The organism is Lysobacter sp. Root983, from assembly GCF_001429345.1.
GTDB lineage: Bacteria > Pseudomonadota > Gammaproteobacteria > Xanthomonadales > Xanthomonadaceae > Lysobacter.
Genome location: NZ_LMJO01000012.1, coordinates 717,246 through 731,812 on the forward strand (window position 1 = coordinate 717,246; position 14,567 = coordinate 731,812).

A 14,567-nucleotide genomic window follows, 5' to 3' on the forward strand; every position below is an offset into this window, starting at 1 on the left:
TTCACATGCGCATACTCGAACGCACCGTCTACGTCGGCCCTTCGCTCTATGCGCATTTTCCGGTCATACGGCTGGAACTGGACCTGCAGGCGCTGGAGGCCTGGCCTACCGCGCGCCTGGGGCCGGCCTTCGTGGACGGCCTGCTGGCGGCGCTGCCCGGGCTGGCCGAACACGGTTGCTCCTACCGCGCCCCCGGCGGCTTCGTGCGCCGTCTGCGCGAGGACGAGGGCACCTGGCTGGGCCACGTGCTCGAACACGTCGCGATCGAGCTGCAGAACGTCGCCGGCGAGAACGTCACCTTCGGCAAGACCCGCAGCGTCGGCGACGACCGCCCCGGCGTGTACTCGGTGGTCTACGAGTACGCCCAGCGCGAGGAGGGCATCGCCGCCGGCGAGCTCGGTCTGAAGCTGCTCAGCTCGCTGCTGCCGACCGAACTGCGTCCGGCCGGCAGCGTGCCCGAGGACTGGGATTGGGAATCGGCGCGCGACGACTTCATCCGCTACGCCCAGCGCCGCGCGCTGGGGCCGTCGACCGCCTCGCTGGTGCGCGCGGCCGAGGAGCGCGGGATTCCGTGGCTGCGCCTGAACACCCAGTCGCTGATCCAGTTCGGCCACGGCAAGTACCAGCAGCGCATCCAGGCCACGATCACCGGCCGCACCCCGCATATCGCGGTCGAGCTGGCCAGCGACAAGGAAGAGACCAACAAGATCCTGGCCTCGCTGGGCCTGCCGGTGCCGCGCCAGGAACTGGTCACCGACGCCTCCGGCGCGGTGCGCGCGGCGCGCAAGCTCGGCGGCGCGGTGGTGACCAAGCCCTATAACGGCAACCACGGCCGCGGCATCACCATCAACATCTCCGGCGACGACGAAATCCGGGCCGGCTTCGAGGCCGCGCGCGAGCATTCGCGCTCGGTGATCGTCGAGACCTATGTCGGCGGCGACGATCATCGCCTGCTGGTGGTCAACGGCGAGCTGATCGCCGCGACCCGGCGCACGCCCGGGCACGTGGTCGGCGACGGCCAGCGCACGATCGCCGAGCTGGTCGAGGCGGTGAATCAGGACCCGCGCCGCGGCGTCGGCCACGAGAAGGTGCTGACCCGGCTGGAGCTGGACGCGCAGGCCGTGCTGATGATGGAACGCGTCGGCTACACCGCCGAATCGGTGCCGGCCGACGACGAGGTCGTCTACCTGCGCTCCACCGCCAACCTGTCCACCGGCGGCACCGCCACCGACGTCACCGACATCATCCATCCCGACAACCGCGACATGGCGGTGCGCGCGGTGCGCGCGATCGGCCTGGACGTGGGCGGCGTGGATTTCATCTCGCCCAACATCGCCGAGAGCTACAAGAACGCCGGCGGCGGCATCTGCGAGATCAACGCAGCGCCCGGCTTTCGCATGCACGTCGCGCCCAGCGAGGGTACGCCGCGCGACGCCGCCGGCCCGGTGATCGACATGCTGTTCGCACCCGGCGCACCGTCGCGGGTGCCGATCGCCGCGGTCACCGGCACCAACGGCAAGACCACCACCGCGCGCATGCTCGCGCACATCGCCAAGATGGCCGGCTACACCCCGGGCCTCACCACCACCGACGGCGTCTACATCGACGGCCAGCGCACGGTCGAGGGCGACATGACCGGGCCGGTGTCGGCGCGCATGGTGCTGTCCGATCCGCAGATCGACCTGGCGGTGCTGGAAACCGCGCGCGGCGGCCTGCTGCGCGCCGGCATGGGCGTGTCCGAGGTCAACGTCGGCGCGGTCATCAACATCCAATCCGACCACCTGGGCCTGAAGGGCATCGACACCCTGGAGCAACTGGCCGAGGTCAAGCGCGTGGTGGTGGAGGTGGCCAAGGATTGCGCGGTGCTCAACGCCGACGATCCCAACGTGCTGAAGATGTCGGCCTACACCGACGCCAAGGTGATCTGCTACGTCACCATGAACCCGGCCCACGCGCTGGTGCGCGAGCACATCCGCGCCGGTGGCCGCGCCTGCGCGCTCGAAGCCGGCGTCAACGGCCACATGATCACCCTGTACGACAAGGGCAGCCACATCCCGCTGCTGTGGACGCATTTGATCCCGGCCACGATGGAAGGCCGCGCCCTGCACAACGTGCAGAACGCGATGGTGGCCGCGGCGATGGCGTTCTCGCTGGGCATGAAGCTGGACGCGATCCGCCACGGCCTGCGCACCTTCGACACCACCTTCTTCCAGGCGCCGGGGCGCATGAACGTCTACAACGAGCATCCGTTCAAGGTGCTCATGGACTACGGCCATAACGCGCACGCGGTCGGGGTGATGGCCGATCTGGCCCAGCGCCTGGACGTGGCCGGGCGCCGCCTGGTCGTGGTCGCCGGCCCCGGCGACCGCCGCGACGAGGACCTGCACGCGATCGCCGAGGCGGTGGCCGGCAAGTTCGATCACTACATCTGCCGCCGCGACGACGGCCTGCGCGGACGCGACGGCGACGAAGTGCCGCGCATCATCGCCAAGGCCCTGCAGGCGCGCGGCGTGAGCGACGATGCGATCACCCTCATTCCCGACGAGCAGGCCGCGATCGACGCCGCCTTGCGCATGGCCCAGTCCGGCGACCTGCTGCTGGTGTTCGCCGACGCGCTGGCGCGTTCGTGGAAGCAGATCATCCACTTCCAGCCCGAGGGCGGCATGACCGCCGCGGCCGCTCGGATCGAGCTGCCGCCGCTGGAGCAGACCCTGGACGAGGCCGTGGTCGCGGCCATGGAAGGCGTGGTCCGCGACGAACGCGGCCTGCGCTTCGAGCGCGAAGAGAGCGACTGAGTGACGGCCGAATCCAAAGCGGCAGCGCTACCGGAGTACGAGTTCCCGTTCGAGGATTCGCGCCGGCTGACCGGCGCGAATCTGTATTTCGATCGGCCTGGCGCGGTGTTGGAGACGCGCGGCGAGCGGCCGCAGGCGCCGGCGCTCGCAGGCTGGCGGCGGAACATCGCCGATGCCCGCGATCTGCTGCGCTGGCCGCAAGCGGGCGACGTCGTCGTGCGCGAGCATGCCAGCGGCGCATCGCTGGCGTTCGTGGCCCCGGTCGATTGCCTGTACAGCGCCACCGAAATCAACGAATGGGCCTGGATCGACGCGGTCGGCCCGATCGCGCAAGCCGCGTTGCCGCCGCACGCGCCAGGCCACGCCGCGTACTGGGATCGCGACAATGCCTTGCGCACCCTGCAAGCCGCGGCGCGCGCCGAGGCGCGTGCCGACCTGGTGGCGCTGATCGAGCAGGCGCAAGCGCGCGAGGTGCTCGCCTACAGCGACGACGAGGCGCTGTCGCTGGGCGAGGGTGTCGGTAGCCGCACCTGGAGCCTGGATGCGCTGCCGGCGGCCGACGAAGTGCCCTGGCCGCTGCTGCGCAGCATCCCCAAGGCCATCGTCACCGGCTCCAACGGCAAGACCACCAGCGTGCGCCTGCTCGCGGCGATGGCGCGCGCGCAGGGTTGGAACACCGCGCACAGCAGCACCGACGGCCTTTACGTCGGCGGCGAGTGCATCGACGGCGGCGACTACTCCGGCCCGGTCGGCGCGCGCACCCTGCTGCGCCACCCCGACGTCGAAGCGGCGATCCTGGAGACCGCGCGCGGCGGCCTGCTACGTCGCGGCTTGACCCCGCAGGATGCGCGCGTGGCCCTGGTCACCAACATCAGCCCCGACCATTTCGGCGAATACGGCATCCACACTCTCGACGATCTGGCGCAGGTGAAGCTCACCGTCGCGCGTGGCCTGGCCGAGGACGGCCTGCTCGCGCTCAATGCCGACGACGAACTGCTGGTGCGGCACGGCGCGGCGCTGCCGCACCGGATCGGCTGGTTCGCGCTGGACGAGGCGCATCCGCGCCTGCGTGCGCACCGCGAGCAAGGCGGCGCGACCTGCGGCGTGCGCGACGGCCGCCTGCGGCTGCACTACCGAGGCCACGATCACGACCTGGGCGAGGTCGCCGCGATGCCGCTGACCCTGGGCGGCCGCGTCGCCTACAACCTCGCCAACCTGACCGGCGCCGCGCTCGCGGCCGCCGCGCTGGGCGTCGCACCCGAGCGCATCGCCCAGGTGCTGGCGCGCTTCGGCGCCGCGCCCGGCGACAACCCCGGGCGCCTGCAGCGCTGGGCCTATGGCGACAGCGAGGTCTATCTGGACTACGCCCACAACCCGGACGGCCTGGGCAAGTTGCTGGAGGTCGCGGCCCGGCCCGCACGCCGGCTCGGCCTGCTGCTGGGCCAGGCCGGCAACCGCGAGGACCGCGACATCCGCGAGCTGGCGGCGGTCGCGGCCGGCTTCCGCCCCGACCGGGTGGTGCTCAAGGACATGGAGGGCTACCTGCGCGGGCGCGCCGAGGGCGAGGTCGCCGGGATCCTGCGCGACGAGCTGCTGCGCCACGGCCTGGCGGAGGACGCGCTGGAGGTCTGCCTGCAGGAGGTCGAGGCCGCCACCCGCCTGCTGCGCTGGGCCCGGCCGGGCGACGTGCTGGTGCTGCCCATCCACAACAGCGAGGCCCGCGATGCGGTCGTCGTCTTGCTCGATCGGCTGCAACTGGGACAATGGCGCCCCGGCCAGCCCCTGGAGGGCGATGTGGAGATGATGGAATGACCGATGTCCTGCGCACGATCCTGGCCCGCAAGGTCGAGGAGATCGAACAGCGCAGCCGGGTGCGCTCGCTGGACGACCTGCGCGCGCGCGCGGCGCAGCAGGCGCCCGCGCGCGGCTTCGTCGACGCGATCAAGCGCAAGCACGCCGTCGGCGAGGCCGCGGTGATCGCCGAGGTCAAGAAGGCCAGCCCGTCCAAGGGCCTGATCCGCGCCGACTTCCAGCCCGCGCAGATCGCGCGCAGCTACGAGGCCGGCGGCGCCGCCTGTTTGTCGGTGCTGACCGACGTGGATTTCTTCCAGGGCAGCAACCTCTACCTGGGCGAGGCGCGCTCGGCCTGCGCGCTGCCGGTGCTGCGCAAGGATTTCACCATCGATCCCTACCAGGTCTACGAGGCGCGGGTGATCGGCGCCGACGCGATCCTGCTGATCGTGGCCGCGCTCGAGGACGGCCCGATGATCGAAATGGCCGGCCTGGCGATGGAACTGGGCATGGACGTGCTGGTCGAGGTCCACGACATCGACGAGCTCGAACGCGCGCTGCAGACCGATTGCGAGCTGATCGGCGTCAACAACCGCAACCTGCGCACCTTCGAGGTCTCGCTGGACACCACGATCGCGCTGCGCGACGCGGTGCCGCGCGATCGCACCCTGGTCACCGAGAGCGGCATCGCCACCGGCGCCGACGTGGCCAAGATGCGCGGCGCCGGCATCGAGACCTTCCTGATCGGCGAAAGCTTCATGCGCGAGCGCGACCCGGGCGCGGCCCTGCAGCGGCTGTTCGCGGCATGAGCGCGGCGGGGCGCTTCCCGCCCGCGCGCGAGGACGCGCCGCTGGTGGTGTTCGACTTCGACCACACCCTCTACGACGGCGATTCGGGCAGCCATCTGTTCGCCTGGCTGATCCGGCGCTCGTGGTGGCGGCAGCTGCTGGCGCTGCTGATCGCGCCGCTGTTCGGGCCGATGATCGCCTACCTGCCGACCCGCCGGGTCGGCATTTCCGGCTTCGTCTGGGTCGGTTCGGTCGGCATGGGCGGGCGGCGCGAGTTCGACGCCACCATCGACCGCTACGTGGCCGCGCACACCGACGAAATCCGCCGCCGCCTGCTGCCGGTGGCGCTGGACGTGCTGCACCACCACCGCGAGCGCGGCGACCGGGTGGTGATCGCCACCGGCGCGCCGCCGGAATTGGCGCGCGCGATCCTGGCCTTCGTCGCCCACGAGGACGTGCCGGTGGTCGGCACCCTGGTCGGCGCGCGCCTGGGCGCGGTCGGCGCGCTGCGCCACTGCCATTCCGAAATGAAGATGACCATGCTGCGCGAGGCCGGCTACACCGCGCCGGTCGAAGTCGCCTATTCCGACAGCAGCGCCGACCTGCCGCTGCTCAAGGCCGCGCGCCGGCCGGTGGTGGTCAACCCCAAGCCGCGCCGCATCGAGATGTTCCGGCGTGTGCTGCCGCCGGGCACGCCCATCCTCAACTGGGGCTGCCCCGGCCGCGGCGGCGACGCGGTGGCGTCGGCGGCAGGCTAGGGCCGCGGCCTCGCACAGGCCGCCAGGTTTCGTAATCGCGGCTTACGCCGCTCCCACAGAGAGCCAGGGCGCCCCGTTGTGGGGGGCCGCGATCCGCGCAAGCACGCACAGCGGCGAGACGCCCAATCCGCGGCGGTCCCGTAGGATGCGGTGGGCGCAGCGAACCGCATCGCCGCGCGGTATCGAGGTCGCATACGGCGTGGGTCGCTGCGCTTTCCGCACCCGACTAAAGTCTTAGAGCCCGATGGCCTCGGGGCAGGCGCGGTGCGGGCCGCGAACGCGCAAATGCGCCGGGCGCGGACCTTCCAGCGCAGCGCCGTAGGATGCGGTGAGCGCAGCGAACCGCATCGTTGCGGGGCTCGGGAGGCGGCGTCGGTGCGGTTCTCTACGCTCGCCACACCCTACGAGCGCTCCCAAGCGGCTGTCGGCGGGGCTAGTCGCCCAGCGCCTTCACGAAGCGCAGCGAGCCGTCGCTATAGCCGCAATCGCGATAAAAGGCATGCGCCTCCTCGCGGCGCAGGTTGCTGGTGACCTCGATCCGCGCCACGCCGACGCGGCGCGAGATCTGCTCGACCTCGCGCAGCAAGCGCCGGCCGACGCCCTGGCGCTGGCAGGCCGGCGACACCACCAGGGCGGTGATGCGCGCCAGCTCGGTGCCGTGGACCACCGAATATAGGGTGTAGAGCGAGATCAGGCCGCAGGCGTCGCCGTCGATCTCGGCCAGCAGCAGGTGCTGGCGCGGGTCGTGGCGGACCACCGCGATGCGTTCGGCCGCTTCGTCGCGGCTGCAGGGATAGCCCAGGTCGCCGAGCAGGCGGGCGACATCGTGGGCATCGCCCAATTCCGCCGGACGCACCCGGGGTGCGGTCTCGGCGGAAGGGGCGGCGCGACCCATCGTGGACGGGCGGCTCAGCGCGTCCCGTACAGGACGACGGTCTTGCCGCGGGCGTGCAGCTTGCCGTCGGCCTGAAGTTTCTTGAGCACGCGGCCGGCCATTTCGCGCGAGCAGCCGACCAGGCGCGACAGCTCCTGGCGCGACACCCGCAGCTGGGTGCCCTGCGGATGGCTCATGGCCTCGGGTTCCTTGGCCAGGTCGTGCAGGGCGCGCACGATGCGGTCGGTCACGTCCAGGAAGGCCAGGCGGCCGGCCTTCCTGCTGGTGTCGAGCAGGCGGCGCGAAATCTGGGCGCCGATCGCGTACAGCAGCTTGGGCGCGTCCAGCGACAGACGGGTCAGCAGCAGGTCGTAGAGGCGCTCGTGGCCGATCTCGGCGAGCTCGCAGGTGCTGCGCGTGCGCAGGATCACCTCGCGATGGTCGCTCTCGATGAACAGGCCCAGCTCGCCGACGAACTCGCCGGGGCCGAAGTAGCCCAGCACCAGTTCACGGCCGTCTTCCTCCTCGGTGATGATGCTCACCGAGCCGGAAACCACGTAGTACAGCGTGCTGGCGGGGTCCCCCGGGCGGAACACGTCGGTCCGCGACGGGTAGCGTCGGCGGTGGCAGTGCGCCAGGAAGCGTTCGATCGTCGCGCCGTCGGGCAGCAACGGGCTATTGGTTCGGCGCAGGGCAGTCAAGGGGGCTACCGGATTGGCGGACATGGGATTGGGCTTAGGTTATCGAGTGAGCTTAGGACGAACCGGGGGATTGGGCAAATAGCGTCACCCTGCGGCACTCTACGTCACCCCGGGCCGATATGGGCAGTCCCCTGGCCGCCCAGGTCTCCGACTTGTGACCGCGGGGTGACAGCGGCGCGTTTCCCCCCGCTGCCGTTTGCCGCATAATCCACGCCCTCGCCGTCCGACCGGGATCCCCCTACCGTGGTCAAGCCGTTGCCGCGCCTGAGGTTGCAAGGTTTCAACAACCTCACCAAGGCCCTCTCGTTCAACATCTACGACGTCTGCTACGCGGTCTCGGAAGAGCAGCGCCAGCGGTACATCGAGTACATCGACGAGGCCTACAACGCCGATCGACTGACCCAGATCCTCACGGATGTGGCGGACATCATCGGCGCCAACATCCTCAACATCGCGCGCCAGGACTACGATCCGCAGGGCGCTTCGGTGACGATCCTGATCTCGGAAGAGCCGGTGATCGACAAGTCGGCGGCCAAGGGCGTGATCTCCGACGCCGTGGTCGCGCACATGGACAAGTCGCACATCACCGTGCACACCTATCCGGAGACCCACCCGGACAACGGCATCGCGACCTTCCGCGCCGATATCGACGTGGCGACCTGCGGCGTGATCTCGCCGCTGAAGGCGTTGAACTACCTGATCGAGAGCCTCGAGTCCGACATCGTGGTCATGGACTACCGCGTGCGCGGCTTCACCCGCGACGTGAAGGGCAAGAAGCACTACATCGACCACAAGATCAACTCGATCCAGGATTACCTGGCCAAGAACGTGAAGTCGCGCTACGAGATGCTCGACGTCAACGTCTATCAGGAAAACATCTTCCACACCAAGATGCACCTGAAGGAATTCGACCTCGACAACTACCTGTTCGAGGAGAAGGCCAAGAACCTGTCGTTCAAGGAACGCATGAAGATCGAGGCGCGGCTCAAGCGCGAGATCGAAGAGCTGTTCCATGGCCGCAATCTGGTCGATTGAGGGCCGGGATTCGGGATTCGAGATTCGGGATTCGATAGAGCAAGAACGCAAAAGGCCCGCCAATGGCGGGCCTTTTGCTTTTTCGAATCCCGAATCCCGAATCCCGAATCACAGCCTATAAGCCACCGCCTTCATCAGCTTCGACGCCGCCGCCATCAGGCTGGGTACCGGCGGCGGCAGCAGGCGCGCGCCGGCGGCTTCGGCGTTGGCGGCGTGGCGGGCCTCGTCTTCCTTCATGGTGCGCAGGATCGCGCGGCTGCGCGCGTCGGCTTCCGGCAGCGATTCCAGGTGCTCGTCGATATGGGCCTCGACCTGGTGTTCGGTCTCGACCACGAAGCCCAGGTTCCAGCCGTCGCCGCGCAGGCCGGCGAGGGCGCCGATCGCGTAGCTGCCGGCGTACCAAAGCGGGTTGAGCAGGCTGGGGCGGCTGTCGAGTTCGTTCAGGCGCTGCGCGCACCAGGCCAGGTGATCGGTTTCCTCCTGCGCGGCTTCGAGCAGGTGCTCGCGCGTGGCCGCGTCGCGCGCGACCGCGGCCTGGCCGCAGTACAGCGCCTGCGCGCAGACCTCGCCGACGTGGTTGATGCGCATCAGGCCGGCGGCGTGACGGCGCTCGCTGTCGTCTAGCTCGATCTGGGCGGTATCGGCGGCCGGGTTGGGGCGCGCGGCGTAGGGCGCGCCGAAGACGGTGTCGAGGGCGCGCTGCGCATCGCTGAGCAGGCGGTCCAGGGGAGACAGCTCGCGGATCGTGTTCATGCGCGCAGTTTACGGCGCGGCGGCGTTCGCCGGCAGTGAATCGGGCGCGGCGTCCTCGATCAGCGCGGCCAGGAATTCCAGTGGATGCAGCGGCGGCGTCGCCAGCGTCGCGCCCAGGTGCAGCCGGCAGCCGATATTGGCGCTGAGCAGGCGGCTCGCGCCGCTGTCGGCGAACTGGCGCAGCAGCGGCGCGCGGTAGTCGTCGGCGCGCTCGGGCTCGGTCAGCATCTGGGTGCCGGCCGCGCCGCAGCAGCCGTAGCCGGCGTCGAGTTCGACCACGTCCAGCCTGGGCACGCGCGCCAGCAGGCGGCGCAGCGCCGGCACCGAGCCGACCACGTTGCGCTGGGTGCAGGGCAGGTGCAGGGCCACGCGTTCGCGCAGCGCGCGCAGGCGCAGCGCGTCGGCCTGCGGTTCGAGAAAGGCGACCGCGTCGACCACGCGCGCGCCCGGGTCCAAGGCCTGCGCCAGCGCTTCGTGGCAGCCACTGGCCAGGCTGAGCACGGTACCCACGCCCGCGAACGCGGCGCGGTTGCGCGCGGCCAGGGCCTGCGCGCGCTCGGCGTCGCCCGCATGCGCATGCAGGCTGCCGCAGCAGGTTTGCGCGGCGATCGGGCGTATCCGATAGCCCAGATGGCCGCAGAGGCGGGCGACCGCGTCGCGCAGCGCCGTCTCATACGGGCCGGCGACGCAGCCGACGAACAGCGCGAGTTCGCCGCGCGAGCCCGTTGAGGCGGGGAGCGCGGCCGCGAGGCTTGGCGCCGGCGGCCTTGGCAGCGGCCGCCAGGCCCCCGGCAGGGCCGGGTAGGCCAGCCGATACAGCCCCAGCAGGGCGCGCAGCGCACGCGGACGCGCGGCCAGGGCCTCGATCCAGCGTTGGCGGCGGCCGGCGGGGCGGCGCTGACGCTGACGGCTGCGCGCCAGCCCCAGCAACTCGCCATACTGCACGCCGGCCGGGCATACGGCTTCGCAGCTGCGGCAGCCCAGGCAGTGGTCCAGGTGGGTGTCGGCGATCGTGCTGGGCTCGATCGTGCCCAGCGCCCAGGCCCGCGCCACGGCGATGCGGCCGCGCGGGGATTCGGCTTCCAGGCGGTCGTGGCCGTAGGTCGGGCAGGCCGGCAGACACAGCCCGCACTGGACGCAACGGTCGGCCAGCGCCACCAGCGGGTCGGCGGAAGGCGGGCGGGCGGCGGACATGACCCCCGATGCTAGCACCGGTTCAGCTCGACTTGCAGGCCTGGCCCGACCCCGCTATCATTCCGCCTCTTTCGTTCCACATTCACAACGCGAGGCGAAATTCCGCGCCGCGCCCGCCCTGATCGCAGGTCGGGGAGATGCGCGAAATCAGCCCGACCAGGTACCCATAGCAGACTTCCATGAAGACTTTTACCGCTAAGAACGAGACCGTCCAGCGCGACTGGTACATCGTCGACGCGTCGGGCAAAACGCTCGGCCGCTTGAGCTCCGAACTCGCGCGCCGTCTGCGCGGCAAGCACAAGCCCGTCTACACCCCTCACGTGGATACCGGCGATTACCTCGTGGTGATCAATGCCGAGAAGATCGCTGTCACGGGCAATAAGCTCCAGGACAAGATCTATCACCGCTTCACCGGCTACGTCGGCAACCTGAAGAGCGAAACCCTGGGCCAGGCGCTGGAGCGCCACCCGGAGCGCGTCATCGAGATCGCCGTCAAGGGCATGCTGCCGAAGAATCCGCTCGGCCGCGCCATGTATCGCAAGCTCAAGGTCTACAAGGGCTCCGAGCATCCGCACGCTGCCCAGCAGCCGCAGCCGTTGGACATCTAAGGTAAAGACACGCACATGGCTATCCAGCAGAACTACGGCACCGGCCGCCGCAAGTCCTCCACCGCTCGCGTGTACCTGCGCAAGGGCGAGGGCAAGATCACCATCAACCAGCGTTCGATCGAAGAGTTCTTCGGTCGCGAGACCGCGCGCATGATCGTGCGCCAGCCGCTCGAGCTGACCCAGTCCAGCGACAAGTTCGACGTCAGCGTCACGGTCGCCGGCGGCGGCATCACCGGCCAGGCCGGTGCGATCCGCCTCGGCATCGCGCGTGCGCTGGTCGAGTACGACGAAACCCTGAAGTCCGAGCTGCGCAAGGCCGGCTTCATGACCCGCGACGCCCGCGAAGTCGAGCGTAAGAAGGTCGGCCTGCACAAGGCACGTCGCGCTACCCAGTTCTCGAAGCGTTAATCGCAGTAGCAATCCTGCGTTTTTTGCTAAGATTTGTTCTATAGCCCCGTCGCCAAGCGGTAAGGCACCTGACTCTGACTCAGGCATTCGGTGGTTCGAATCCATCCGGGGCTGCCACAACAAGATCGATCCATGCCGGCGACGGCGCGGATCGGCAACAAGAAACCCGCCCTCCGGCGGGTTTTTGTTTTTGCGGCTCAGCCGCCACGCTGCGTAGGATGGGGTGAGCCGAAGGCGAACCGCATCGTCGCGCCAAACGGCCGCGACGCGAGCTTCGGGAACCCGTCCATGCAACGCGCCTCGCCCCGACTCGCCGCCGACGCGCAGGCCCGGTAGGGTGAGGACCGATCCGCGCGGGTCTGTTGCCCGCGACGATTCGGTTACAATTGAAACTATCGCGCTGCGGCGCCCTGCAATTTGAGGTCTGGATGAAGCTCGGTTCCCTGAAGGAAGGCGGCCGCGACGGCACGCTGATCGTCGTCTCCCGCGATCTGACCCGCGCCGTGCGCGCCAGCGGCATCGCCGACACCCTGCAGCGCGCGCTGGAGGACTGGTCCAACGCCGCGCCGCGCTTGAACGCCCTGTCCGACGCGCTCAACGCTGGCAGCGCCGAGGGCGCGTTCGATCTGGACTGCGCCGCCCTGGCCTCGCCGCTGCCGCGCGCCTACGAATTCGTCGACGGCAGCGCCTACCTGCCGCATGTCGAGCGCGTGCGCCGCGCGCGCGGCGCCGAGGTGCCGGAGAGCTTCTACGTCGACCCGCTGATGTACCAGGCGGTCAGCGCCGGCTTCTACGGCCCGCGCGATCCGGTGCGCGTGGTCAGCGAGGACTACGGCATCGACCTGGAAGCCGAGGTGGTGATCGTGACCGACGACGTGCCGATGGCGGCCACGCCGGAGCAGGCCGCCGCCCATATCCAGTTGATCGGCCTGGTCAACGACGTCTCGCTGCGCAACCTGATCCCGAACGAGCTGGCCAAGGGCTTCGGCTTCCTGCAGTCCAAGCCGCGCTCGGCGCTGAGCCCGGTGTTCGTGACCCCGGACGAGCTGGGCGAGGCCTGGCAGGACAGCAAGGTCCATCGCCCGCTGCTCACCCACATCAACGGCGAGTGGTTCGGCGCGCCCGAGGCCGGCATCGACATGCAGTTCAACTTCGCCCAACTGGTTGCGCATGCGGCCAAGACCCGGCCGCTGTCGGCGGGCACCATCGTCGGCTCCGGCACCGTCGCCAACGAGGACACCTCGCTGGGCGCGTCCTGCTTCGCCGAGCGCCGCACGGTCGAGACCCTGGAGCACGGCAAGCCCCTGACCCCGTTCATGAAGTTCGGCGACACCGTGCGCATCGAGATGCTGGACGCCGACGGGCGCAGTATCTTTGGCGCGATCGAGCAGCGCATCGAGCGGCAGGCTTCCGCCTGACGGCAGCGGCGCGCCGGACGAGAGGTATCCCCGGCGCGCCGGCCACCGGCTAAGGTGGCGATCGACCAGGCACGACGGCAGATCCAGGGACAGGCAGTGGGCGAGCAACTCAGGCTGTATTCGTACTGGCGGTCGAGCGCGTCCTATCGGGTGCGCATCGGCCTCAATCTCAAGGGCCTGGCGTACGAGACCGTGCCCGTGCATCTGGTCCGCAACGGCGGCGAGCAGCACAGCGAGGCCTATCGCGAGATCAATCCGCTGGGCCTGGTGCCGGTGCTGGAGCACGGCAGCCGCAAGATGCGGCAGTCGATCGCGATCCTGGAATACCTGGACGAGACCTGGCCGCAGCCGTCCCTGCTGCCCGCCACCGCGCGCGACCGCCAACGCGTGCGCGCGCTGGCCCAGACCATCGCCTGCGACATCCATCCGCTCAACAACCTGCGCGTGCTGCAGTACTTCGACCGCACCTGGAGCGTGCCGCATCCGGAGCGCGAGGACTGGATCAAGCACTGGGTGCGCGAAGGCTTCAGCGCGATCGAGGCCACCCTGACCGACCATCCGGCCACCGGGCGCTACTGCGAAGGCGACACCCCGACCCTGGCCGACTGCTGCCTGGTGCCGCAGGTCTACAACGCCCGCCGTTTCGGCGTGCCGCTGGACGATTTCCCGACCATCGTGCGGATCGAGCAGGCTTGTTTGGAGCTGCCCGCGTTCGATGCGGCGCGGCCGGAGAATCAGCCGGACCGGCCGCCGGAGTGAGCGGGGCGGGTCAGGCGATCCAGGTGCCTTGTACCGCCAACAGCTTCCATGCGCCTGCCCGATGGGCGAGCACGAATCGTTGGCCCTCGCCGCACAGCGGGCCGCAGCCGATTCCGGTGTCGACGGTGGCGATCAGCTCGTCGCGACGGTAGTAGACGGGCAGGCCCATGCGCAGGGTTCCGTGCGCTTCGGGGTAATGGCGGTGAAAACAACGCCATAGCGGTAGCGCCGATTTTTCGCTTTCCGGGCAGGGAGGCTTGCCGGCGAGCGCGGCGTCCAGCTTCGCGGACGGTTCGATCCTCACGAGCGCGCAGACACGGTCGATCCCTGGTGGGAATTGAGTCGAATCCAGTTGCTTGCGCTCGTGCGCAAGTTCGTCGGGCACGTCGTGAAGCAGCAGGGGTTTGCTCTGTCCCTTGCATAGATCCTTGAGCACGAGCGAAAGCACGGCGAGGTCGTTTTCCGAAGCGAGTTGTCGCGTCAGCGGAATCGGCTGCAGTCCTTCGAGCGAAGGTGCGCGGGCTTCATCGCCGGCTGGTTCAAGAATGGGCGCTGGCACGACCGCGGCCGGGCGCATCAGCAGCGGCAGCCCCAGGTAGGCCGAAATCGCCAGCGTGAGGCAGACGGCGACGGCCGCGATCGTGCGAGTGCTCATGCCTGCTCCTGCCGGTGGATGCCGTGTCGC

General features: G+C 69.6%; 14 protein-coding genes and 1 tRNA gene. 10 read left to right on the forward strand and 5 right to left on the reverse strand.

Annotated features, from left to right (window positions below):
* Positions 1–5: 5 nt before the first annotated feature.
* The 4 genes from cphA to ASE43_RS10630 are packed head-to-tail and all read left to right on the forward strand — an operon-like array spanning position 6 to position 6,132.
* On the forward strand, positions 6–2,795 hold the full coding sequence (gene cphA, locus ASE43_RS10615; RefSeq protein ID WP_056178825.1) for a cyanophycin synthetase: 2,790 nt from the start codon (positions 6–8) through the stop codon (positions 2,793–2,795).
* A complete protein-coding gene (locus ASE43_RS10620) occupies positions 2,796–4,607 on the forward strand; it encodes a Mur ligase family protein (RefSeq protein WP_057160428.1) in 1,812 nt (603 codons plus the stop codon).
* On the forward strand, positions 4,604–5,395 hold the full coding sequence (gene trpC / locus ASE43_RS10625; protein WP_057160429.1) for an indole-3-glycerol phosphate synthase TrpC: 792 nt from the start codon (positions 4,604–4,606) through the stop codon (positions 5,393–5,395). The genes ASE43_RS10620 and trpC overlap by 4 nt, the downstream gene beginning before the upstream one ends.
* Positions 5,392–6,132: a haloacid dehalogenase-like hydrolase gene (locus tag ASE43_RS10630; RefSeq protein WP_056178833.1), complete on the forward strand. Its 741-nt coding sequence runs from the start codon at positions 5,392–5,394 to the stop codon at positions 6,130–6,132. The genes trpC and ASE43_RS10630 overlap by 4 nt, the downstream gene beginning before the upstream one ends.
* A gap of 433 nt (positions 6,133–6,565) precedes the next feature.
* Here the strand turns inward: ASE43_RS10630 and ASE43_RS10635 are convergent, their stop codons facing one another.
* Together ASE43_RS10635 and crp are read right to left on the reverse strand one after the other, a co-directional pair.
* A complete protein-coding gene (locus ASE43_RS10635; RefSeq protein WP_082576477.1) occupies positions 6,566–7,027 on the reverse strand; it encodes a GNAT family N-acetyltransferase in 462 nt (153 codons plus the stop codon).
* A 14-nt stretch (positions 7,028–7,041) separates the two neighbouring features.
* The gene (crp, locus tag ASE43_RS10640) at positions 7,042–7,707 is read right to left on the reverse strand and encodes a cAMP-activated global transcriptional regulator CRP (protein ID WP_036148366.1); all 666 of its coding nucleotides are present in this window, start codon (positions 7,705–7,707) and stop codon (positions 7,042–7,044) included.
* A 243-nt stretch (positions 7,708–7,950) separates the two neighbouring features.
* Here crp and speD point away from each other — a divergent pair, with 243 nt between their 5' ends.
* Entirely contained in the window at positions 7,951–8,742 is a 792-nt protein-coding gene (speD, locus tag ASE43_RS10645) for an adenosylmethionine decarboxylase (RefSeq protein ID WP_056178839.1), read from the forward strand.
* 108 nt (positions 8,743–8,850) lie between these two features.
* On the opposite strand, the gene coq7 is transcribed toward speD, so the two are convergent.
* On the reverse strand, positions 8,851–9,495 hold the full coding sequence (gene coq7, locus ASE43_RS10650) for a 2-polyprenyl-3-methyl-6-methoxy-1,4-benzoquinone monooxygenase (RefSeq protein WP_057160430.1): 645 nt from the start codon (positions 9,493–9,495) through the stop codon (positions 8,851–8,853).
* A gap of 9 nt (positions 9,496–9,504) precedes the next feature.
* Positions 9,505–10,689: a (Fe-S)-binding protein gene (locus ASE43_RS10655; protein WP_057160431.1), complete on the reverse strand. Its 1,185-nt coding sequence runs from the start codon at positions 10,687–10,689 to the stop codon at positions 9,505–9,507.
* Between the two features lie 179 nt (positions 10,690–10,868).
* Between ASE43_RS10655 and rplM the strand changes: the two genes are divergently transcribed.
* The 5 genes from rplM to maiA all read left to right on the forward strand — a co-directional run bounded on the left by rplM (position 10,869) and on the right by maiA (position 13,882).
* Entirely contained in the window at positions 10,869–11,297 is a 429-nt protein-coding gene (gene rplM, locus ASE43_RS10660; protein WP_056178849.1) for a 50S ribosomal protein L13, read from the forward strand.
* A gap of 15 nt (positions 11,298–11,312) precedes the next feature.
* Positions 11,313–11,705 carry a 30S ribosomal protein S9 gene (rpsI, locus tag ASE43_RS10665; protein ID WP_056178853.1) on the forward strand — a complete coding sequence of 131 codons (393 nt, stop codon included), beginning with the start codon at positions 11,313–11,315 and terminating at the stop codon, positions 11,703–11,705.
* 42 nt (positions 11,706–11,747) lie between these two features.
* Positions 11,748–11,822 (forward strand) — tRNA-Gln (locus tag ASE43_RS10670).
* A 311-nt stretch (positions 11,823–12,133) separates the two neighbouring features.
* Positions 12,134–13,123, forward strand: a complete 990-nt coding sequence (locus ASE43_RS10675) for a fumarylacetoacetate hydrolase family protein (RefSeq protein WP_057160432.1) — start codon at positions 12,134–12,136, stop codon at positions 13,121–13,123.
* 96 nt (positions 13,124–13,219) lie between these two features.
* On the forward strand, positions 13,220–13,882 hold the full coding sequence (gene maiA, locus ASE43_RS10680; protein WP_056178858.1) for a maleylacetoacetate isomerase: 663 nt from the start codon (positions 13,220–13,222) through the stop codon (positions 13,880–13,882).
* 10 nt (positions 13,883–13,892) lie between these two features.
* Here maiA and ASE43_RS10685 read toward each other — a convergent pair whose 3' ends face one another.
* Positions 13,893–14,537: a hypothetical protein gene (locus tag ASE43_RS10685; protein WP_057160433.1), complete on the reverse strand. Its 645-nt coding sequence runs from the start codon at positions 14,535–14,537 to the stop codon at positions 13,893–13,895.
* Between the last annotated feature and the right edge of the window lie 30 nt (positions 14,538–14,567).

Coding starts and splice junctions, on each gene's coding strand:
- cphA (WP_056178825.1), top strand. CDS start 6: ATGCGCATACTCGAACGCACCGTCTACGTCGGCCCTTCGCTCTATGCG.
- trpC (WP_057160429.1), top strand. CDS start 4,604: ATGACCGATGTCCTGCGCACGATCCTGGCCCGCAAGGTCGAGGAGATC.
- ASE43_RS10630 (WP_056178833.1), top strand. CDS start 5,392: ATGAGCGCGGCGGGGCGCTTCCCGCCCGCGCGCGAGGACGCGCCGCTG.
- ASE43_RS10635 (WP_082576477.1), bottom strand. CDS start 7,027: ATGGGTCGCGCCGCCCCTTCCGCCGAGACCGCACCCCGGGTGCGTCCG.
- coq7 (WP_057160430.1), bottom strand. CDS start 9,495: ATGAACACGATCCGCGAGCTGTCTCCCCTGGACCGCCTGCTCAGCGAT.
- ASE43_RS10655 (WP_057160431.1), bottom strand. CDS start 10,689: ATGTCCGCCGCCCGCCCGCCTTCCGCCGACCCGCTGGTGGCGCTGGCC.
- rplM (WP_056178849.1), top strand. CDS start 10,869: ATGAAGACTTTTACCGCTAAGAACGAGACCGTCCAGCGCGACTGGTAC.
- rpsI (WP_056178853.1), top strand. CDS start 11,313: ATGGCTATCCAGCAGAACTACGGCACCGGCCGCCGCAAGTCCTCCACC.
- ASE43_RS10675 (WP_057160432.1), top strand. CDS start 12,134: ATGAAGCTCGGTTCCCTGAAGGAAGGCGGCCGCGACGGCACGCTGATC.
- ASE43_RS10685 (WP_057160433.1), bottom strand. CDS start 14,537: ATGAGCACTCGCACGATCGCGGCCGTCGCCGTCTGCCTCACGCTGGCG.